The 20,577-nt window shown below is 51.7% G+C and carries 24 protein-coding genes, 3 tRNA genes and 1 pseudogene; 10 read left to right on the top strand and 18 right to left on the bottom strand.

Annotated features, from left to right (window positions below; all coding sequences use genetic code 11):
* Positions 1-14 precede the first annotated feature (14 nt).
* From ABJM21_RS02055 to ABJM21_RS02045, 3 genes are all read right to left on the bottom strand, one after another.
* Positions 15-326, bottom strand: coding sequence for an SCP2 sterol-binding domain-containing protein (locus ABJM21_RS02055; RefSeq protein ID WP_348303055.1), 312 nt, complete (start codon positions 324-326; stop codon positions 15-17).
* A 327-nt stretch (positions 327-653) separates the two neighbouring features.
* A tRNA-Ala gene (locus ABJM21_RS02050) sits at positions 654-729 on the bottom strand.
* A gap of 68 nt (positions 730-797) precedes the next feature.
* A complete protein-coding gene (locus ABJM21_RS02045) occupies positions 798-1,124 on the bottom strand; it encodes a TIGR02300 family protein (protein ID WP_348303379.1) in 327 nt (108 codons plus the stop codon).
* Between the two features lie 180 nt (positions 1,125-1,304).
* Between ABJM21_RS02045 and aroA the strand changes: the two genes are divergently transcribed.
* From aroA to ABJM21_RS02020, 5 genes are all read left to right on the top strand, one after another.
* Positions 1,305-2,678, top strand: a complete 1,374-nt coding sequence (gene aroA, locus ABJM21_RS02040) for a 3-phosphoshikimate 1-carboxyvinyltransferase (protein WP_348303056.1) — start codon at positions 1,305-1,307, stop codon at positions 2,676-2,678.
* Positions 2,675-3,319 carry a (d)CMP kinase gene (gene cmk, locus ABJM21_RS02035; protein WP_348303057.1) on the top strand — a complete coding sequence of 215 codons (645 nt, stop codon included), beginning with the start codon at positions 2,675-2,677 and terminating at the stop codon, positions 3,317-3,319. Before aroA ends, cmk begins: the two co-directional genes overlap by 4 nt.
* A gap of 206 nt (positions 3,320-3,525) precedes the next feature.
* Positions 3,526-5,229, top strand: a complete 1,704-nt coding sequence (rpsA, locus tag ABJM21_RS02030; RefSeq protein ID WP_348303058.1) for a 30S ribosomal protein S1 — start codon at positions 3,526-3,528, stop codon at positions 5,227-5,229.
* Between the two features lie 273 nt (positions 5,230-5,502).
* Positions 5,503-5,784 carry an integration host factor subunit beta gene (locus ABJM21_RS02025; protein WP_348303059.1) on the top strand — a complete coding sequence of 94 codons (282 nt, stop codon included), beginning with the start codon at positions 5,503-5,505 and terminating at the stop codon, positions 5,782-5,784.
* A gap of 127 nt (positions 5,785-5,911) precedes the next feature.
* Positions 5,912-5,998: transfer RNA gene (locus ABJM21_RS02020), tRNA-Leu, on the top strand.
* Between the two features lie 24 nt (positions 5,999-6,022).
* Here ABJM21_RS02020 and ABJM21_RS02015 read toward each other — a convergent pair.
* The 6 genes and pseudogenes from ABJM21_RS02015 to ABJM21_RS01990 all read right to left on the bottom strand — a co-directional run.
* Positions 6,023-6,099, bottom strand: a tRNA-Arg gene (locus ABJM21_RS02015).
* A gap of 40 nt (positions 6,100-6,139) precedes the next feature.
* Positions 6,140-6,646 carry a DUF1178 family protein gene (locus ABJM21_RS02010; protein ID WP_348303060.1) on the bottom strand — a complete coding sequence of 169 codons (507 nt, stop codon included), beginning with the start codon at positions 6,644-6,646 and terminating at the stop codon, positions 6,140-6,142.
* Positions 6,643-7,482 carry a carbon-nitrogen hydrolase family protein gene (locus ABJM21_RS02005; RefSeq protein WP_348303061.1) on the bottom strand — a complete coding sequence of 280 codons (840 nt, stop codon included), beginning with the start codon at positions 7,480-7,482 and terminating at the stop codon, positions 6,643-6,645. The genes ABJM21_RS02010 and ABJM21_RS02005 overlap by 4 nt, the downstream gene beginning before the upstream one ends.
* On the bottom strand, positions 7,483-7,740 hold the full coding sequence (grxC, locus tag ABJM21_RS02000; RefSeq protein WP_348303063.1) for a glutaredoxin 3: 258 nt from the start codon (positions 7,738-7,740) through the stop codon (positions 7,483-7,485).
* Between the two features lie 88 nt (positions 7,741-7,828).
* Positions 7,829-8,335, bottom strand: a complete 507-nt coding sequence (locus ABJM21_RS01995; protein ID WP_348303381.1) for a ComF family protein — start codon at positions 8,333-8,335, stop codon at positions 7,829-7,831.
* 36 nt (positions 8,336-8,371) lie between these two features.
* Positions 8,372-8,569: pseudogene (locus ABJM21_RS01990) on the bottom strand (double zinc ribbon domain-containing protein); the annotation flags it as partial.
* Positions 8,570-8,609: 40 nt separating this feature from the next.
* Between ABJM21_RS01990 and ABJM21_RS01985 the strand changes: the two are divergent.
* Positions 8,610-9,479, top strand: coding sequence for a methyltransferase domain-containing protein (locus ABJM21_RS01985; protein ID WP_348303065.1), 870 nt, complete (start codon positions 8,610-8,612; stop codon positions 9,477-9,479).
* Here the strand turns inward: ABJM21_RS01985 and ABJM21_RS01980 are convergent.
* Positions 9,474-9,884, bottom strand: coding sequence for a (deoxy)nucleoside triphosphate pyrophosphohydrolase (locus ABJM21_RS01980; RefSeq protein ID WP_348303067.1), 411 nt, complete (start codon positions 9,882-9,884; stop codon positions 9,474-9,476). The two genes, ABJM21_RS01985 and ABJM21_RS01980, sit on opposite strands and share 6 nt — an antisense overlap.
* A gap of 95 nt (positions 9,885-9,979) precedes the next feature.
* Between ABJM21_RS01980 and ABJM21_RS01975 the strand changes: the two genes are divergently transcribed.
* Positions 9,980-10,150 (top strand): Flp family type IVb pilin, encoded by a 171-nt coding sequence (locus tag ABJM21_RS01975; protein WP_348303069.1) that lies wholly within the window; start codon positions 9,980-9,982, stop codon positions 10,148-10,150.
* 114 nt (positions 10,151-10,264) lie between these two features.
* Entirely contained in the window at positions 10,265-10,429 is a 165-nt protein-coding gene (locus ABJM21_RS01970; RefSeq protein ID WP_108810835.1) for a Flp family type IVb pilin, read from the top strand.
* A gap of 82 nt (positions 10,430-10,511) precedes the next feature.
* Here ABJM21_RS01970 and ABJM21_RS01965 read toward each other — a convergent pair whose 3' ends face one another.
* The 5 genes from ABJM21_RS01965 to ABJM21_RS01945 form a co-directional block, all read right to left on the bottom strand.
* A complete protein-coding gene (locus ABJM21_RS01965; RefSeq protein ID WP_348303071.1) occupies positions 10,512-12,023 on the bottom strand; it encodes a M48 family metalloprotease in 1,512 nt (503 codons plus the stop codon).
* A 123-nt stretch (positions 12,024-12,146) separates the two neighbouring features.
* On the bottom strand, positions 12,147-13,094 hold the full coding sequence (locus ABJM21_RS01960; RefSeq protein ID WP_348303073.1) for an acetyl-CoA carboxylase carboxyltransferase subunit alpha: 948 nt from the start codon (positions 13,092-13,094) through the stop codon (positions 12,147-12,149).
* Between the two features lie 31 nt (positions 13,095-13,125).
* On the bottom strand, positions 13,126-14,022 hold the full coding sequence (locus ABJM21_RS01955) for a tyrosine recombinase (RefSeq protein ID WP_348303074.1): 897 nt from the start codon (positions 14,020-14,022) through the stop codon (positions 13,126-13,128).
* A gap of 60 nt (positions 14,023-14,082) precedes the next feature.
* Positions 14,083-15,939 carry a hypothetical protein gene (locus ABJM21_RS01950; RefSeq protein WP_348303076.1) on the bottom strand — a complete coding sequence of 619 codons (1,857 nt, stop codon included), beginning with the start codon at positions 15,937-15,939 and terminating at the stop codon, positions 14,083-14,085.
* Positions 15,940-15,942: 3 nt separating this feature from the next.
* Positions 15,943-16,077, bottom strand: coding sequence for a hypothetical protein (locus tag ABJM21_RS01945; protein WP_348303078.1), 135 nt, complete (start codon positions 16,075-16,077; stop codon positions 15,943-15,945).
* Positions 16,078-16,182: 105 nt separating this feature from the next.
* On the opposite strand from ABJM21_RS01945, the gene ABJM21_RS01940 reads away from it, so the two are divergent.
* Both ABJM21_RS01940 and aroB read left to right on the top strand, forming a co-directional pair.
* Positions 16,183-16,746, top strand: coding sequence for a shikimate kinase (locus ABJM21_RS01940; RefSeq protein WP_348303080.1), 564 nt, complete (start codon positions 16,183-16,185; stop codon positions 16,744-16,746).
* Positions 16,743-17,843 carry a 3-dehydroquinate synthase gene (aroB, locus tag ABJM21_RS01935; RefSeq protein ID WP_348303081.1) on the top strand — a complete coding sequence of 367 codons (1,101 nt, stop codon included), beginning with the start codon at positions 16,743-16,745 and terminating at the stop codon, positions 17,841-17,843. The genes ABJM21_RS01940 and aroB overlap by 4 nt, the downstream gene beginning before the upstream one ends.
* Before the next feature lie 7 nt (positions 17,844-17,850).
* Here the strand turns inward: aroB and ABJM21_RS01930 are convergent, their stop codons facing one another.
* From ABJM21_RS01930 to ABJM21_RS01920, 3 genes are read right to left on the bottom strand one after another with little or no spacing between them, the layout of a single operon-like run.
* On the bottom strand, positions 17,851-19,602 hold the full coding sequence (locus tag ABJM21_RS01930) for a monovalent cation:proton antiporter-2 (CPA2) family protein (protein ID WP_348303083.1): 1,752 nt from the start codon (positions 19,600-19,602) through the stop codon (positions 17,851-17,853).
* A gap of 24 nt (positions 19,603-19,626) precedes the next feature.
* Positions 19,627-20,067, bottom strand: a complete 441-nt coding sequence (locus tag ABJM21_RS01925) for an iron-sulfur cluster assembly scaffold protein (protein ID WP_348303084.1) — start codon at positions 20,065-20,067, stop codon at positions 19,627-19,629.
* A complete protein-coding gene (locus ABJM21_RS01920) occupies positions 20,064-20,576 on the bottom strand; it encodes a CvpA family protein (RefSeq protein WP_348303086.1) in 513 nt (170 codons plus the stop codon). Before ABJM21_RS01920 ends, ABJM21_RS01925 begins: the two co-directional genes overlap by 4 nt.
* Position 20,577 lies beyond the last annotated feature (1 nt).

Below are 20,577 nucleotides of genomic sequence, written 5' to 3'. Positions count from 1 at the left end.
GGTGAACTTAACCCTTACGATTTTGCAAAAAGCTTCCCCAGCTTACCGGCCAGAACCATGTTGCCTTTCACGGCCAGCTTGCCGGTCATGACCGCGCGAATGCCGTCAACTTCACCCTTCATGATCCCGGTAAAAGTTTCAGCAGAACATACCATCGTGGCATCTGCAGGTTCATCCGCCGGGGTGATGCTGGCAGGCGCCGACGTTCCATCGAAAAATATTGTACCGGAATCACCCATATCGACCTTGATCGTCCCGCCGATTGTTGCGTCCTCAATAAGGTGAGGCTTTATGCCCGCAATGATCTGCTCAGCCACTTCACTCATTCTCGTATCTCCTAGAATTAAACGGCGCGATCGTGGTTTCAGGCTCACGATCACGCCAACAGAAGTGGCTTCTTAATAGTGAATTTTCGAAAAGTAAATCATTTGATTTAATTTATCCGCGGCGAGCTTGTCGAGCAGCCACACACGGGTCGCTGCAAATATGCTGGACGCGCCATGGTCGCGCAAAAAGCGTGATGGTATGAAAGATATTTGAAGATCGGGAGATTGTTCGAAGAGGCTGAATGCGATCGGCCTCTCCGGGCCCTTGCATGCGCTGCGGGAATTTTCAGGACGCCGATCCCCCGGATCGGGTCTTATCCTGAAAATTGGTGGAGCCTAGCGGGATCGAACCGCTGACCTCTTCGCTGCCAGCGAAGCGCTCTCCCAGCTGAGCTAAGGCCCCTTATGCGGCGCGTTTAATCCAAGCGCGCCGCTTATTGCAAGTCCCAATTGAGACTTGCTGCAATCAAATCACGTTTCGGCGTTATCGTCGTCGTCGCCTTTGCCTTTGGTGACGCCCAAATCGTCATCACCGCCGAGATCGACTTCGTTATCCGGTGAAGGCTCATCATCGTCGATGTTGATGTCCAGATCATCATCAGCAACTTCGTTTTCTTTTTTCGCGTCTTTCTTCGGCGCTTCTTCAAACGGCATAGGCTGTTTGGATTTCAGACCTGGTTCCGGCGTCCATGTTTCACCGCATTCGATGCAAGCGACAGGGTCTTCTTTACCCAAATCGTAAAAACGTGTTCCGCATTTTGGGCAAGTTCTCTTCGTGCCCCATTCTGGCTTCACCATGGCTGGTTCCAAATCCTTATTTGTCAGTAATATATAATGACCGCTCGCAAGATTTACGGAATCGATCAATCAATCGGGCCGCGCCTTGCCATAGCTGAGCCGCGCTGTCAAAAGCCGTTTCACATCCTGAAACGAATCATCCGCGATTCCAACGCGCATGACCGCATAAAAAGCCCGTAAATGACCAGCAAACGAACAAATCAGACGACAGCAGGGACACAGGCGGCTTCCTTTGCCCCTGCTGGCCCTTTGACCGGGCGCATAGCGGTTCCGGGCGACAAATCCATTTCACACCGCTCTCTGATTCTCTCTGCCCTTGCCGTCGGGAAGAGCCAAATTACCGGATTGCTGGAAGGCGAAGATGTTCTGGCCACCGCTGCTGCTTTAAGGGCAATGGGCGCTACCATTGAAAAAAGCGGCGATGTCTGGACCGTATATGGCGTCGGTGTTGGCGGCTTGATGCGGCCGGAAACGGCGATTGATCTTGGCAATAGCGGGACTTCTGCGCGCCTGCTCATGGGCCTGGTTGCTTCGCATGATATCAGCGTGACCTTCACCGGTGATGCCAGTCTTTCCAAGCGGCCCATGGGCCGGGTGATGGATCCGCTGTCCGCAATGGGTGCAGAATTCACCGCTCGGATGTCCTCTGACGGCAAAGCGTGCCTGCCGCTTACCGTGCGCGGCCTGTGTCCGGCGGTTCCCATGGAATATCGCCTGCCGGTGGCATCAGCACAGGTTAAATCAGCGATCCTGCTCGCAGGACTCAATACCCCCGGCATCACCCGCGTGATCGAACCGGTCCTGACGCGCGATCACAGCGAAACGATGTTGAAAGGCTTTGGCGCAGATCTGACGGTGGAGACGGACAAGGATGGCAGCCGGGTCATTTCGCTAACCGGTGAAGCCGAACTGTCACCGCAAAAAATCAAAGTGCCAGGAGATCCTTCCTCTGCCGCTTTCCCGGTCGTGGCCGCATTGCTGGTGCCGGGCTCGGACATCGTGGTTGAGAATGTCGGCATAAATCCAACACGTTCTGGCCTGTTCGCTATATTGCAGCAGATGGGCGGCAATATCAGCTTCAAGAAGAAACGCACGGTTGGTGGCGAGCCGGTTGCTGATATTCATGTGAAGCATAGTAAGCTCTCCGGCATGGATGTCCCTGCGGATATCGCGCCAAGCATGATTGATGAATTTCCAATCCTGTTTATCGCCGCTGCGCTGGCTGAAGGAACAACCACAACCAACGGATTGTCTGAGTTGCGCGTCAAGGAATCCGACCGATTGAGCCAGATGGCCGAAGGCCTCAGCTTGTTGGGCGTAGACGTAACCGAGAAGGAAGATGGTCTAGTTATCACCGGAAACGGCGACCTGATCCCTGGCAGCAAGAAAAAGACAGCCATTGAAACAGCGCTTGATCACCGTATCGCAATGAGCTTTGCGGTTGCTGGCCTTGTCACCAAAAAGGGGGCAACGGTTGACGATATGAGCCCGACCGAGACCAGCTTTCCGGGATTTGCCGATATGCTGGCCACATTGCAAGGCAGTGCCAAATGATCATTGCCGTGGATGGACCGACCGCCTCTGGCAAAGGAACAATCTCCAAGGAACTGGCGAAGCATTTCACCCTGCCCTTTCTCGATACCGGCCTGCTCTATCGCGCCGTCGGATGGACATTGCGAGAACAGCGCGGAAATGCTGATAATCCGGAACATGCACTGAAGGCTTGTATGTTCGATGGCGCATTGCTGGACGAGCCGGGCTTGCGCAGCGAAGCGGTCGGCGGCCTCGCCAGTCGGGTTTCGGTCCACCCCGAAGTGCGGCGGGCGCTGGACAAACGCCAGAAAGACTTCGCCTACCAGTCAGCAGGCGCCGTTCTGGATGGCCGCGATATCGGTACGGTCATCGCACCGGATGCCGATGTGAAGCTGTTCGTTACCGCCTCATCCGAAGCCCGCGCCGTTCGCCGTTTTGAAGAAATGAAGCGCCGCGGCGAGAAGGTGAACTTCGATGATATTCTTGCCGACATCCTCAAACGCGACGAACGCGACCGCAGCCGCGTCACCGCGCCGCTTAAGCCCGCGGAAGATGCGGACTTGCTTGATACGACCGATTTGACTATAGGCGACGCCGTTCAACAGGCAATTGCCTTGGTGAACGCGAAGATAAGCCGCCGGCGCGACAAAGATCCGGCATAGCAAAAAAATCATGTGCCAGACGGAACGGATAAACACCGCTCCGGCTATGGCGCAGCTTTTTCTGTTTGCGCTTAACCTTTGTGTTTCCAGATTATGGCAGTTTTCTGGGGGATATGGTTGTCACATGCGGTGGCAGTCATGTTTTGGTCCAAGACCAGCGGAACCAACCGCTTGGCCCGAAAAAATATCTGTTAAGGAACTCTTATATGGCCTCTACGGCATTTCCCAGTCGCGACGATTTCGCGGCACTTTTAAACGAATCAATTGGCGGTGAAGATCAAGGCTTTGAAGGCCGCGTGGTCAAAGGCACCGTTGTCGGCATCGAAAATGACATGGCTGTCATCGATGTAGGATTGAAATCAGAAGGCCGTGTGGCGTTACGCGAATTCGCCGCTCCCGGTCAAAAAGCCGAACTCAATGTTGGCGATGAAGTCGAAGTTTATGTCGACCGTATCGAAAATGTGAACGGCGAAGCCATGCTGTCCCGCGACCGCGCCCGCCGCGAAGCCAGCTGGGACAAGCTTGAAAAAGAATATGACGAAGGCAACCGTGTTGACGGCATTATCTTCGGACGCGTTAAAGGTGGCTTCACAGTCGATCTTGACGGTGCCGTAGCCTTCTTGCCCGGTAGCCAGGTTGATGTCCGCCCCGTGCGCGACGTGACCCCGTTGATGGACATTTCACAGCCTTTCCAGATCCTGAAAATGGACCGTAAGCGTGGCAACATCGTTGTATCTCGCCGCGCCATCCTCGAAGAAACCCGCGCTGAACAGCGTTCGGGTCTGATCGAATCGCTGGCAGAAGGCCAAGTAACCGAAGGTGTTGTGAAAAACATCACCGACTACGGTGCTTTCGTTGACTTGGGCGGCATTGATGGCCTGCTCCACGTCACCGACCTCAGCTACAAGCGCGTTAATCATCCTAATGAGATGATCAACATCGGCGACACGCTGAAAGTTCAGATCATCAAGATCAATAAAGACACGCAGCGTATTTCGCTCGGCATGAAGCAGCTTGAAAGCGATCCATGGGATGCCGCTTCCGAGAAATATGCCGTTGGCACCAAATTGTCTGGTTCCGTTACCAACATCACCGAATATGGTGCGTTTGTTGAACTGGAAGCTGGCATTGAAGGTCTTGTCCACGTTTCAGAAATGAGCTGGACCAAGAAAAATGTTCATCCTGGCAAAATTGTCTCCACCTCTCAGGAAGTCGACGTTATCGTTCTCGAAGTCGATACCGAGAAGCGCCGGATTTCTCTGGGTCTAAAACAGGCTCAATCCAACCCATGGACCGACTTTGCGGATACTCACCCAGTTGGCAGCACGGTTGCTGGCGAAGTCAAGAACGCGACCGAATTCGGTCTGTTCATCGGTCTTGAAGGCGACGTTGACGGCATGGTTCACATGTCCGACATTGCGTGGGGCATTTCCGGCGAAGACGCTTTGAACCTGCACCATAAAGGTGAAGAAGTGAAAGCAATCGTTCTCGACATTGATGTTGAGAAAGAGCGCATCTCCCTCGGCATGAAGCAGCTTGAAAAAGGTGCTCCAGCCGTTGGCGGAACCGACACAGGCGGCCTCAAGAAAGGTTCGGTTACCACCGTTACCGTGCTTGAAGTTCGCGATGGCGGTCTTGAAGTGCAGGTTGGTGACGACGGCGCGACCGGCTTCATCAAGCGTACCGACCTCGGTCGTGACCGTGACGAACAACGTCCTGATCGTTTCCAGGTTGGCCAAAAAGCCGATGCCATGGTTATCGGTTTCGATCGTTCCAAGAAGCCAAACTTCTCAATCAAAGCCCATCAGCTGGCTGAAGAGAAACAGGCAGTCGAGCAGTTCGGTTCTACCGACTCCGGTGCGAGCCTCGGCGACATTCTTGGCGAAGCGCTTAAGAAAAAAGACGACTAAACTTTCGGACGATCGTCCGATCAAGTTTCAAGAAAGAGCCCGCCTTGGTAGAACGAGGCGGGCTTTTTCATTAATGGCCTCATAAACGTACCAGAGCCGGTGCGACCAATCCGTCCCAGATCAAGACGTATTGCAATGTAAAATCCAAAGCCCATTGAAAACATGTAAATTTTCTGTCAGTATCTCACCATTATCGTTATGTCGCACGGTGGTGTTGGCAGGAAGCGAATAGCAGATATTCCGTGGTTACCCCACAATCGGAAAGGCATGCGCATGATACGTTCTGAACTGCTTGAAAAGCTGGCCGAAGAGAATCCAGACCTAAAGCCGGATGAGATAGAGAAGATTGTTGACTTATTTTTCAATCAGATAAGCCAAAAACTGGCTGAAGGTGGCCGCGTCGAATTGCGCGGCTTCGGCGCTTTTTCGACCCGCGAACGCAAGCCACGCATCGGTCGCAATCCGCGTACAGGTGAATCAGTTGAGGTTCCGGCAAAGCGGGTACCCTATTTTAAACCCGGCAAAGAAATTCGGGAACAGCTCAACAAGGGCTGACAATATGTCCGAAACTGTCAAATCTCTGACAGTCCATCAAAAAATACCAAATTAGGCATCTCAGGCCTTGACCTGCTGCTTGCAATGATGCTTGTCGCATATTCCAACGCAAGTTGGATCTACCGGTGCGGACGTGGCGAAATGGTAGACGCAGCAGACTTAAAATCTGCTATCCGAAATGGGTGTGCGGGTTCGAGTCCCGCCGTCCGCACCAGTTTTCTTGACAGCTATGCAAATATGGTGCGCCCGACAGGAATCGAACCTGTGGCCCCCAGATTAGGAATCTGATGCTCTATCCGACTGAGCTACGGGCGCGTTCGAGCTTTTTAACTGCTGCTTAACTGATAGACCAGCGTCAATTTTGTGATTTTGGTGGCTTAACCGGCAAAGGGAGTGGCATTATCTCGACCCCTTCCTCTTCCAGTTCAACAACGTCGTCGGTTGAGGCTGTGCCGTGAATCGGAGTCGCATCTTTTTCACCATAGTGAATAGCCCGAGCCTGTTCGGGGAAGTCTGCCCCAACCCATTTTGATTCTTCGAGCATCTTCGCTTGAGCTTCTGCAAGCTTGCCGACTAACTCATTATATTCCGTTGGAATTTCCACCGCCTTGCTTACCGGCTGTGCATCCTCAGCTGAACCAGATGCATCCTCCTCCTTTACCGAAGGCTTACTTACCACCGAACGCCGATTCGCTTTCATGCCGACATTGGGGGCCATCACCGCCTTCTCAATGCTTCGACTTCCACAAGTTGGACAGTCAATCAAGCCAGCGAGCTGCTGGTCTTCATAGTCACCCGAAGAGCCAAACCAACCCTCAAACTTATGCCCGCCATCTCGGCAGATGAGATCAAATACTATCATGAAGAAACCTTTGGAAGTGCGAATGCACGGCGATTGGAAATCGCTGGAATACGCCGCTGTATCTTGGCAATATCGGCCAAGTCAATATCACATAGTCCAACTCCTGTATCGGACCCCATATCCAGCAGAACGTCTCCCCAAGGACTAATCACCATGGAATGGCCGTAGGTCTCGCGACCATCTTCATGCACACCGGATTGTGTTGCCGCGACAACAAAAACGCCGGCTTCAATCGCGCGGGCCCGCAATAATATCTCCCAATGGGCCTTGCCAGTGGGAACTGTAAAGGCTGCCGGTATGGAAAGAATATCGGCTCCTGCATCAGTTAGCGACGCAAAGAGTGCGGAAAACCTGAGGTCATAACAAATAGAAAGGCCCACGGTTGCATTGCCAACAGGTGCCGTGATCGCTTTAGATCCACCTTGATAGGCTGCAGATTCGCGCCATGTCTCACCGGTATCCAGATCAACATCGAAAAGATGGATTTTATCGTAACGTGCAGTTATTTGGCCAGATGGGTTTATAAGGAACGACCGATTGACCCATTTGCTCTCATTATCGACATCAGGTCTTATGGCCAGTGATCCTAGGGCAACCCATATTTTATTACGGGCCGCAGAATCGCGAGCCTCTTGAAGAACCAGATCATCTTGTTCTTGGCGAATATTTAGTGCCGCACGGCCACGGTCGCGATCGAGCAAACCTGTCATTTCCGGCGTAAACAGGATTTCAGCCCCCTGCTCCGCAGCTTCATTTATGTGATTTTGCAGCGCCAGTGCGTTCGCGGCAGGGTCGATGCCGCTACACATCTGAGCCAAGGCGATACGTTTGGGCAATTACCCGGCCAAAAGTTCGTCTAATTTTCCCGCATCATTAAGCAAAGCAAGGTCATCAGAACCACCTATGTGTTCGCCGTTTATAAATATCTGTGGCACCGTTGTTCGCCCGCCAGCTCGTTGAATCATCTCCTCGCGCTTCGCGCCACCCATTGTGATGTCGGTTTCCTCAAACGCAACGCTCTTACCCTCGAGCAAAGCTTTCGCTCGGAAACAATATCCACAAGTGAATTTGGTATAAATTTCGACTTTTGCCATAAAAACATTCCAATATTATCCGGTTGCACTGCAAATGGCCCCGATCAGACGGTAAATCAACTCCGCTAGCCGGTGATCGTAACTTTATTCAGGGTTTATCATAGTCTGTTAGAACTCTCGCCCAGCAGAAAACCAGAACTTTCACCGCACCTGACTCTTTGAGCAGTCTGGCACAGGCATTGGCGGTAGACCCGGTTGTGTAGACATCATCGACCAGTATGACGGTCTTTCCAGCGACTTGATCTCTTGCATCCGATGACATTTGAAATGCTCTATCGACGATAGCCCGGCGCTTTTTTGCGGACATTAACCGCAGCGGTGGCGTTGCGCTTTTACGGACGAGAATATGGTTGTTCATCAATAGGCTACCTCGTTTGGAAAGCGCCCTTCCGATCAGCACTGACTGATTGAAACCGCGTGACCATAGGCGCCAGCGGTGCAGCGGTACCGGAATAACCAGTGTATCCGCTGGAACCTCGTGCAAAAACCGTCCCATATGCTGCCCAATCAGTTCTGCCAGGCCCAGTCGAGCTCCATATTTCAGTCTCATAGCGAGCAAGCTGCTCTTCTCATCATATTCGACCACTGCCCGCACGCCGTCGTGCTCCGGCGGTTTCTTCAGGCAAGATATACATGCTGCTCCTTCGCCCTGAGCATAGGCAAAGGGTTTTCCGCAGGATGCGCACCATGGCTCGCTCAAAAAATCTAAATTTTGCCAGCATGGTAGGCAAAACCGATTATCGGCCTCAACAGTGACACCACATATCGGGCAGCGTGGTGGTAACGCGAAATCAACAACCGTTTTCAGCAGAGTCGATAAAAACCTCATTAACTCTTGTCGCCTGTTCGTCCCAAAGGCACAAGAGCGCATGAAAAATGCTGAAGAGCCCAAGGAGTTATTTGATCGCGGACGACGTCGCCGCTTTCGTAATCGCGCTTTTCATCGCACTCAAGGGACCGATTTCATCGGTCAGATCATGTCCGAAGAGATATTTGACCGGCTTTCTCTGGTAAAACGAGATTTTAAAAATTGCCTGTTGATGGGACAAGCAGCACATTCCCTTGCCCCTGCACTAGAAGACATTCAGATCGAAACCGTTGCTGCAGATGCTGGATTTGATTCGGTTGCCGCCATTCAGGGTATTCAATGCGATGAAGATCGCTTGCCTTTTGCTGATCACAGCTTTGACCTTGTCCTCAACGTGGGAGCCTTGGACAGCGTGAATGATCTGCCGGGAGCTTTGGCGCTAACGCGGCGTATCCTGAAGCCAGATGGCCTGTTGCTCGCCTCATTCATCGGCGCAGAGAGTTTTACGACGCTGAAATCCCTATTGATGCTGGCCGAAGGTGATGTCGTCGCGCCTCATATTCATCCGCAAATTGACATACGAACGGTCGGTGATCTTGTGTCCCGTGTGGGCCTGACATTGCCTGTCATAGACAGTAATAGCCTAGATCTCCACTACAGAGAGTGGGACAAGTTGATAAATGATATTAGGGATATGGGTGGCAGTAATGCATTAAATGGGGTTATCCGTCCGCTCTCTCGGACTGTTTATGAACGCGCAAAAGAATTATTTTATGGCCAAGCCGATGCAGAGGGCAAAATAACCGAACATATTGAGTTGATATATTTATGCGGCTGGGCACCTCATCCCGATCAACCTGTACCTGCACGCCGTGGCAGCGGCCAAACGTCGCTTAAAACGGTACTCAATAAGCCAACGACTGATTCATAAGGCCAAAAGCAACTGTTGGACCAAAGGTTGGTCAGCAGGCGGCATATCAAGATGACGTAACTCCTCTACAGGAAGCCATTGCATAGCCGTTGCTTCCAGATTTACCGGTTGCCCTGTCCATTCATGGCACGTGTAGAGAAGTAGCAGTAGATGCTTGCTACCAAGAGGCTCGCTGGCAAATGCGACCGGACTTAAAGCCTGCGTGTCAACAACCAACCCAAGCTCTTCCTTCAATTCACGGGCAAGTGCATCTTCTGGCGTTTCAACAGCTTCAACCTTGCCCCCGGGAAACTCCCAGAGGCCTGCCATAGGCTTTCCTTCCGGGCGCTGCTGCACCAGAATGTTCTTATTCTGATCGACGAGAGCGGCTGCAACCACAAACAAGTATGTCGGATTATTTTCCACTTTTTTTTGCGATGTAAGGATTTTGTTAATCCCTTTCTGTGAAACACGGATCGTTCGCAACTTAGCAGAACTTTGAAAGTGTTGAGAGGGGTATAATGGAACTACTAAAAAAATTGTATCGCTCGGAACAGGGGGCGACGGCCGTTGAATATGGTTTGATTTTGGCACTGATCGCAATCACCGCAATTGTGGCGATTAGCGGCGTGGCAAATTCAACCGGGAATATGTGGAACATGGTTGCTGATGAAGTAATCGAAAGTTCATAAACGGCCGTATGTCATTAAACATTTATAAAGTTTTCTGAATTAGTGAGAGCAATATCGGCCCGGAATTTGGGTTTGATTGGGTAAGTGAAGTTTGTCAAATATAGGAGACCAGACATGAAACTTGTACGTAAAATGTTTAAGAACGAAGAAGGCGCAACGGCTATTGAATATGGCCTGATCGCTGCTCTGATCGCTGTTGCAGCTATCGTTGCAATGGGTCAGTTGGGTAACACCCTCAGCAACACCTTCAACGAAGTTGAAAGTGAAATGGCTGGTTAATCTTCGGATTAATTTAGAAATTTGGGACGGCAGCCTGAAAAGGCTGCCGTCTTTTTTTGTGCCCGGCGCAATTGCTCGAAAATCAGTAAGTAACGATTTTGACTTTCTGACCGATACGAAGCCCATCATTGGACCGAATCCGGTTCAAAACCAGAAACCGATCCTTCTGATAGTTCGAATAAGCCATTTTTCGCGAAATACTATCAATCGTATCTCCTCGCTTCACCGTCACGACATCGATTTTCCGCGGTTTGATGGCTGCTGCTTCTCTTGTGGTAAGACGCTTCACGCTGTCATACATAGGATTAAAAACCGAAGCTTTTCCGACTGGAGCTAGTGTAGCGAAGTGGAATGCACTGCTTTTCGAAAACTCATAAGCAAAAATCGTGACATCAACTTGACCGCTACGGCTGTTCACGCGGCCAATCGCATAGGATGCCGGTATCCCGTTGACCGTTGTACGCTGAATATCTCCGTAGGAAATATCCTGCCCCTTTCCTGACAATGCCTTGAAAGCCGACGCAATGTAGGTCGTCATATTCCCGTTATAATCACCGGTAGTAAACTGCCCCTGACCGCCAGATCCATTGATCGTGACCGCTCTGGTCCCATTTTGCATTGCAAAACCGCTAGGCACACTGAATTTCAGCTTCAAATCCGGATGAAGGAAGCTACTCCCTTCTATCACGCCCTGTTTGGGATCATCCCCATAGAGTACACCATCCAGGTTTTTCAAAAATGCCTCACGATTGCGATTCCCACCTGAAATCCCTAATTTTCGGGCATTTTTTGCTGCTCGCGACACCCGTTGTACAGGATTGGGGTGGGTACTAGCCCATTCCGGCACGCTTCGCGCGTCCCGGCCAGCAACGCGGGCATCAATCGCCGATTGCGCCGCTAGAGATTCTAGCATGGTCGAAAGTGCCCCTGGCGCATAGCCAGCTGATGCTAGATAGTTTATGCCAAGATCATCGGCCTCATATTCTTGTTTCCTGGAATATTTGAGTGTCAACAACTGACTGCCAGTGCCGAAAACTTCCTGCCCTAACTTCCCTAGTGCCGAGTCTCCCAGCAGCACAGCGGCTCCTATTTGCCCCAGAGCCCCTAAAATACTGTTCCGCTTAGCTGCTTTTTGCCTTTTTTTCCCGTGCTCAGCCGCAACATGACCAACCTCGTGGCCCAGAACACCAGCCATCTCGGCCTCATCATTCATCAAAGCCATTAACTGGCGCGTCAAATAAACATAGCCACCGGGAATGGCAAAAGCATTGTTCACCGGGCTGTTAAGCAGCGTAACGGTAAAATCGCTCCGCGCATCTCCCAACCCTGATTGAACCGCGATATCTTGACCAATCCGGACAACATATGCGCTCTGCGGACCTGTATAGACGCCACCAAATTCCTGCAACAATTGTGGATGGGCTTTGGCCCCCTCGCGTTTGTCCTTGGCGGAGATCGACCTTACTTCACCCTGCTGCCCGGACGAGCGACTACCAGCCGATTCAACAGCGCCAGCATCGGCCCCAGACCCCCCACATGCTACTAATGACAGCATCGCTGCGGTTGATAGAAATTTTTTGGACATTGTTCTCATCAGACTCTCCTTGCATGGCAATGTATATGAGAGGTTGATCCAGCGGAAGGGTGGCGCATGTAAAATAGCGTAGCCAAAGGCCAGATGGGCCTGAATTCATTGCTTAATCTAATAGGTTGAGAGTTATAGAGTACCGATTTTGAGGAATTTTTCGCGGCGCATTGCCCGTAATTCTTTCCTATCCAAGTCTCGTAAAACCTCGATTTCCTCGATAATCGCCTTACCCAGAGTTGCGATGGATAAATCCCGATCGCGATGGGCCCCTCCGACCGGTTCTTTCACGATACGATCTATGACGCCGAGTTTTTTAAGGTTTTGCGCGGTGATTTTCATCGCATCCGCTGCGACATCGGCCTTGTCACCGGTGCGCCACAATATTGATGCACAACCTTCCGGCGATATGACGGAATAAACCGCATGTTCCAGCATTAAAACACGTTCTGCTGCAGCCAGTGCCACAGCGCCACCGGAACCGCCTTCGCCGACAATTACCGCCACCATAGGCACGCCAAGCGACAGACATTTTTCCGTTGAACGTGCAATCGCTTCTGCCTGCCCGCGCTCTTCTGCGGAAACACCGGGAAATGCACCGGAAGTATCAACTAAAGTGACCACCGGCAAAGAGAACCGGTCCGCGATATCCATTAGTCTGATTGCTTTTCGGTATCCTTCTGGTTTTCCCATCCCGAAATTATGCCGTAGCCGACTTTCGGTATCGTCACCCTTTTCATGGCCGATTACAACCAGCCGCTGCTCACCGATTTTTGCGAAACCACCAATAATTGCCTGATCATCGCCAAAATTCCTGTCGCCGCCAAGCGGGATAAATTCATCAAATAGTCCCGCGATGAAATCCTTGAAATGCGGGCGTTCAGGATGACGAGCCACTTGGGTTTTCTGCCACGGCGTTAGATTCGAATATGTATCCTTGAGCATTTTTGCCGATTTGGCCTGCAATTTCGCAATTTCAGATTCAATATCGAGCGAACCTTCATCCGCGGTCTCACGAAGTTCAATAATCCGCGATTCAAGTGCGGCGATCGGTTTTTCAAAATCAAGAAAAGATGTCATAATATTCGGTTAGAACCGCTAGACAAAAACGTCAACGCGAGAGATGGTCACGACCAAGGGGATGGCGGTTGTTCACCAGTTCGACCAGCCGAGCGCTGTCAACATGCGTGTAAATCTGGGTTGTGCTAATATCACTATGACCCAGTAACGTCTGGAGCGCACGAAGATCCGCTCCTCCTTCCAATAAATGGGTAGCAAAAGCGTGGCGCAAGACATGAGGGCTTATTTTCGTCGGATTGACACTCGCTTTGGATGCCAAATCCTTGATGATCTGAAACAGCCTTATGCGGCTGAGATGGCCGGTCCGAGATGGAAAGAGATATTTCTCATCCGGCTCGACATGGTCCGCCCATTTCTTGACAGCATGACGCGCACGATCTGAAATGGGAACCAATCGTTCCTTTCCACCTTTGCCCTTAATGATCAAAAACGGGCGATCAGCCATGACCGATTTGCGCGGCAAGGAAACCAGCTCACTGGCTCTGAGGCCCGATCCATATAACAGCTCGACAAGGGCTGCCAGCCGCACATCCTTTGCCCTGACCTTCACAGATTCTAGTCCGGCTTCAATAGTAGCAAAAAGCCTTGCAATTTCTTCATGGGACAAGATTTTTGGCAGCGAACGCTGCCCGCCAGGTCGGGGCAGCGCATCCGAGGGATCATCTTCCCTGAAGCCTTCTTCGACAAGAAATCCTAAAAACCGACGTAAAGATGAAGATTTTCGGGCAACACTATTATTCTTCAGGTCACTCCAGGTGGCAGCGATATCTTGTAACCCAGATTGATCTATAGCCGAAAGCGCGCCCTTCGCGATACTAGATGCCTGTTCGAGATCAGACCGATAGGCAGACAGCGTATTTTGGGAAGCACCGCTTTCGGCTGCCATCATCTCCAAAAACCGATCAATATAGGCAGCATCATTGCTCATGGTGATGCCACGATAGCGATGGCCTACATCAATGGGAAGCCCAGCATAAAAATGTAGCTATTATGTCCGCGTCAAAGCTTCAGCGGCAATCATCCGCGCTTCCGCTTCCATGCCCACGCGTTTCAATGCGCGAGTAATATGGTATAAGTGGAGCGGTGACATAGCATTCCAATCCCGCCCCTGCATACCAACGGCGGTCAACAGAGCAACAGTGCCTGCCTGCCCGCGTTGTGCGGCGGACTGTATGGCTCTAGTCCATTTGGTGGTTGCGTTGAAATTAACGTCAAGGTCATTGCTCAAACTTTCAACTGTTGACGCATCTTCACGGCCTAGACCGGCCAACGAAGCCAACAGGAATTTACTCTTTAACTGGCCCGAACTGTCATCATTATCCGCAAACTGATCAAACGCTTCATTGTTGATTGTGACGGCTTGATTGGGTGCTCCCACCGCCAACAAAGCCCATCCATTGCTCCCGGGCTCAACCTGCTCGGCCCAGCGCGCAGCATTGTTGTCCAGCCCAGCCGATAGCATAGATGCGATTAAATCAGCGCTACCATCACCTAAATTTGATGATGCCGGGATCCTTGCGGCGGCCCGCGCCGTTAGAATTTTTGCTGAATAGGAAGTCAATGCCCCGTTCGAGCGGCTCCACAACGAGCGCATCGCATCAATACGGCCGGTCGCGGTCGGATTTGTGTAAGCTTGCCGCAAAGTTGAGGTGCGCGCTTTCAAATCATCACTGACATCCGGATCATCATAGGTCGCGGCATATAGATCAACCATCGCTTTATTTGACAGCGTACCAATCGCTGCTGCCGTATCTGCAGCCTTCATCCGTGAGCTGCGCGACAACATCGGTGCTCGCGCGCGCCAACCCTGAACATGCCGGCCAGCTTGCTCATACAGCCGATCTGGTGGTTCAACGCCAGTGGCCGCGCCCAAACCAAAACGCCAGTTGTTGAAAAATTCAATATCGTCCCACTTGATCGTAACAGCACGCCGTCCCTGGAAACCAGCACCTACTGTTTTCTCCGCGAGCAGATAATCAATGCCAGTGGCGACTTTATTCTGCTGCGCTCGGTTCAACAGCGCTGACGCGCGGCTTTGTTCACCCGAAAAAGAAGCGCAAATGGGCTGAAACATAGTCCAAGTAGGCGCATCACTGGCATTGGCTCCGCCTTGAACATACGGGCAAATCCCGGCTGGATCAGCCGTCGCCAAATGGGCTTGCATGGCAACTTCATACAAACGAGGGGTGAAGTTGCCACCATCTACCTTCAACACGAGCGAGCGGGCCGCTTCCGCTTCTCCGATCAGCAGCAACCGCCATGCCCTCTCTGCAACCCAATCGGCCGGCTTGACATTGTCCGGACTGTTCACTTTGCTCAACAATGTCCGGCGAAGCAGAATAGACGCCCAGCGAGAAATTATTGGGCCATTCAGATTCTTAATAAGGTTGGTAAGATACTGACCGCCCTCTGCGCCAAACCCATCTGCTGCAATACCGCCAGTATTCTCGCTCAACACGCCAATCTGCCCTAGCGAACGGCGCGCGCCTGCTGGCAGATAATATTGCGGTTGCAGCGCATCATCCAGTTCGCTCAAATCGCTATCTTCATCCAAGTCCAAAATCGACGAGGGCGAAGACGTTGCGACACTTGTTCCGGAATCAGAATCGCGAACAGCAGGACCACTGGACGGCGGCGGCGTAGGGCTGCTGCTCACCGGGCCAGGTGCTGGCGTTGGAGCTGGTGTCGGTGCCGGAACAGGCGCAGGAGTCGGCGCTGGTGCGGGATCTCCAAAACCAGGTGGCAACAAAGATTCCGGTGAACTTTGGCCCAATACTGGTAAGGACAACGCAAGAGCCACGACACCCGCTGTTGCCAAAGAGACATATTTCAGGCGAAAACGCATAGCTTAGTTCGTTTCTTCGGCAATGACGGGCTTTTCAACGGGTTGCATATCCTGCTCCACATCCATTGAAGCCAAAAGAAACATCGCACCGATCACAATAACCAGAAAGACAATCAGAAAAACCAAGTTCCGCGGCATCTTTGTTCTACTAACTCTCTTTTTACCAAAATTACAGCTGCAAGCGCATTGGGTTTTGCACTCGTTCGCTTCCTATGTATAGCCTTTGCCTCAATGGACAAAAACATGAAAGACCCTTTTGACCGATCCACCGAAGAATCCGGTGAAGAGTGTGGTATATTGATCGATAAACCACTGGTTTTGATCGGTTTAATGGGTGTCGGCAAAACAACTGTGGGGCGCCGACTGGCAAAGAAGCTGAATTTGCCTTTCGTTGATGCCGATGAAGAAATCGAAAAAGCAGCCGATCTCAAGATTGCCGAGATTTTCGAACGATTTGGCGAGGACTATTTTCGCGATGGTGAACGGCGTGTCATTGCACGGCTTATGGAAGAGGATCGACAAGTGATCGCGACTGGCGGTGGCGCGTTTATGAATGAAGAAACAAGAGAACTGATATTGTCAAACGCGACAGCTATATGGCTGGATGCGGATATCGATATATTAGTTAATCGTGTTTCCCGCCGCGATACAAGGCCGCTGCTAAAAAAAGGTGATCCAGAGACGATATTGAGAGACCTCGCTGCGAAGAGAAACCCCGTTTATGCATTGGCCCATCACCATGTCACCGGTAATGACGCGCCGCATGACTTGACCGTCGAAAATATCATCAAGGCACTTCGTAAATGAGCATAATATCCGTCAACCTTGCCGGCAATGGATATGATATCCTGGTTGAATCCGGCACGTTAGATACAGCAGCAATATGGCTCGAACCGCATATCCAGAATGATAGGGTCTTCGTGATAACGGACACGAATGTTGCCGCCCAGTGGCTAGGGCGGCTGGAAACCGATTTGAAGAAATCCGGGGTCGAAGTGATTAGCCACGTGCTTCCCGCTGGCGAACAGACCAAGAGCTGGGGGGGCCTCGAGCAACTAACCGATTGGCTATTGGACGAAGGCGTGGAACGGTCCGACACCCTGATAGCATTGGGCGGCGGCGTGATCGGCGACCTCACCGGATTTGCTGCGTCGATATTGAAACGCGGCTGTCATTTTATTCAAATACCAACCAGTCTGCTGGCTCAGGTCGATAGTAGCGTCGGTGGAAAGACAGCGATTAACAGCCGTGCGGGTAAAAATTTGATCGGGCGATTCAATCAACCGAAATTCGTTTTGATTGATCCACTGGTGCTCAGCACATTGTCGGATCGCGAGTTGCGTGCAGGTTATGCCGAAGTCATCAAATATGGTCTGATCAACAATGCTCCCTTTTTTGAATGGTGTGAAGAGAACGGAACCGCTTTGTTAAACCGCGATCCCGTCGCCCTGAGCTACGCCATATCCCAGAGCGTCCAAGCGAAAGCAGGCATCGTTGCGGAAGACGAAAAAGAGCTTAGCGGTCGCCGAGCATTGCTCAATTTGGGTCATACATTTGGGCATGCCTTGGAAGCAGAAACCGGATATTCTAGTCAACTTGTGCACGGTGAAGCGGTGGCAGCCGGAATGGCACTGGCGTTTCAATATTCTGTCAGGCGCGGTCATTGTGATGTAGCCGATGCGGAGCGCATAGACAATCATTTGAAAATTTCAGGATTGCCACACAGCTTGAGTAGCGCCTCGGTCAATGCCTCGGGTGAACAGCTTGTACAGCATATGCTCCATGACAAGAAAATGACCGCCGGCAACCTGCCGTTTCTTTTGGCCAATGGCATAGGTCAGACATTTCTTGCCGATGATGTCGATCTGCAGGACGTTGCTGCGTTTCTCGATCAAGCTGAATAGCGCTTATCTAGTCGCCGCCCTTATTGGCCCCAGTAAGTCCAAAGCCGATATGCTTCCCAGCCATCATATCACCCGCATTGCGCTGCGCTTCCAGGCGATCACAGTCCATTTGTCGGAATTCGCGATCGACCTCATCAATCAAAACTTCATCTATATCGATCCCGGTCATGGTTTGCCGCGCCAAGTGAATGGCTGACTCAAACACTTCCCGTTTAACCCCATCGAGTCCGGCTTTTTTCACTTCCAGCAAATGAACGCGATCATATGCACGAACAAATAGTTTGGCTTCGGGGAAAGACATTTTGATCATGTCCAGAGACTCAGCATTAAGTTCTTTGCCATCCATGCAGAAAACAATGGCGGCACATTGGTCAGCACCCGCTCCGCGCAACAAGTCCACCCGTGTTCCATCACCATAGAAAACCTTACGGCCAAATTTCTGGCTAACGCCAATTTGCTGTGGCTTGATATCGATGATGGTGACCGGAATATTGGCCCCGCTAAGCATCTGGGCTACAGTCTGTCCGAACCGGCCATGACCAACTACGATCACCGAGGATTTGCCTGCCAGCGACGGATCATCAAGATCAACATCGCCTTCGGTGCGCGCGACATTAAACCGCTCGACAATAAGCATCAGCAAAGGCGTCGTCGCCATCGAAATCGTTATGACTGCACCAAATAGGCTGCTGGCTTCTGGCTGAATCAGCAATGCCTTCTCGGCTTCAGCAAATAATACAAAACCAAATTCACCGCCCTGACTAAGCAGCATCCCCATCCCTAGAGCAGGCAATGTGTCCATCCCGAATAACTTACCGAGGCAAAATATGATGATGATTTTTGTAGCCACAAGCGCCATCGCAGCCCCGAATACAAACGCAGTATTTTCGGCAATCACACCAATATCTAGCATCATACCGACAGCAAGGAAGAAGAGACCCAATAACAAGGATCGGAAGGGATCAATATCCGCCTCCAGCTCATGGCGATAAGGCGAATTGGCCAACATTACGCCAGCAATAAAGGCTCCCAAAGCCGGTGACAGGCCGATTAGTTCCATCAAGGCCGCGCTGCCAAACACCGCAACTAATCCTGCGACAATGAATAATTCGCGTTCAGCAATCTTGCCGATCAGTTCTAACGCCGGCTGCAATATATATCGCCCCGCGAGGATCAAGCCGCCAATAGCGAGAACACCGAGAATGGCAGTTAGCCACCCAGGCAGAGCACCCGCCTCTGCCGGTGCACGAGACAGAACCGCCACAATCGTCAACAAGGGGATGATCGACAAATCCTGAAACAGCAGGATCGAGAAAGCTTTCTCACCGGTTGGTGTGTTGAGGCGTCCAGAGGATTGCAACATCGGCAGAACCTGAGCGGTGGACGAGAGCGCCAGCGGCAACCCCAATGCAATAGCAGCACCAAAAGTGAAATTGGTTGTTGCCATGATAAGCAAAAATAGCGCCAGCCCACAAAAAGCAACTTGGCTCATTCCGAGACCAAAAATCGCCTTGCGCAATCGCATCAAGCGCGCAGGTGCCAGTTCCAATCCCACCAGAAACAGCAGCAAGATTATGCCGATTTCGGAGAATTCAAGGATCGTCTCACCCTCGCTGATGAGACCAAAGCCTTGCGGGCCAATCATGATGCCAGCAATCAGATAGCCGAGAACGGCGCCGATTCCGAACTTGCGGAACAGGAGCACCAATATCAACGCAGCTCCCAGCATGATGAAACCACCGAAGAGCAGATCACTCATATGTGCTTCTGTGCCTTCCATCTGCTACGCGGCCTCTTCTTTGGTAGCGGCGGCCGCGAAGGCGGCTAGAATGGCGTCATATGGTAAAAGGATGGCTGCATGGCGCCCCTTATGCTCTTTAGCGGCCGTCAAATGATCCATATATACCCAATCTCCGGGATTATCTTTCACACCATCCAAAAACCCAGCAAGCTGCTGCCGGGTCTCCGCAATCTCATCTTCTGATTTACCGATCGCTTCACTCGCCAAGATGGCAGCGGATGCCTGCCCCAATGCACAGGCGTTCACCTCTATTCCCAATTGTGCAACGGCTCGATCATCAGACAATATCACGTCAGCAGCCACGCGGCTGCCACATGTGCGAGACCGAACTTCAGCCGTTCCATCGGGTTTGTCGAGCCTTGATTGATGCGGAATGGACACAGCCAGCCTCAGGATATCGCGGGTATAAAGCGCTTCGCTCATTCTGCTGCCTCGGCCATTTCCCGGCGCTCTTCAACAAACTGGACCAGAGCATCGCCGCTCGCATTGAGCAGCGGATAAGTACGGGAATCCGCGATCCATTCGGGGCGCGGCTCCGCAGCACCATAAATGCTGTCATAAACTAGCACCACCAGCAGATAAGCGAGCGTTGCTCCGATCAAGCCCTTGACCATCCCAAACCCAAAACCGAGCACGCGGTCAATCGGGCCCAGAAGGGATTTGCGCGATTTGCTGCCGATAGACTTAGCGATCCAGCGTCCTAAAGCATAAGTGACGATCACTATAGAACCGAAGGCCAGCACAGATGCCCCGCCCTCACTGCCAATGGGAGAGATTAGAAAATCGGTTACTGGCGCGTGCAGAAAACGGACCGCAAAGATGATCAATACCCAGGCGATCAGCGACAGTGTTTCCTGCACAAATCCGCGCAAAAAGCCAAATATGGCGGCACCGCCCATTAGCAGCAAAACGAAAATATCGAGACCAGTCATA

The sequence above is a fragment of the Parasphingorhabdus sp. genome, assembly GCF_039977335.1.
Taxonomy (GTDB): Bacteria; Pseudomonadota; Alphaproteobacteria; order Sphingomonadales; family Sphingomonadaceae; genus Parasphingorhabdus.
Note: the sequence above shows the minus strand (reverse complement) of the source record. Positions and strands in the feature narration are given on the sequence as shown.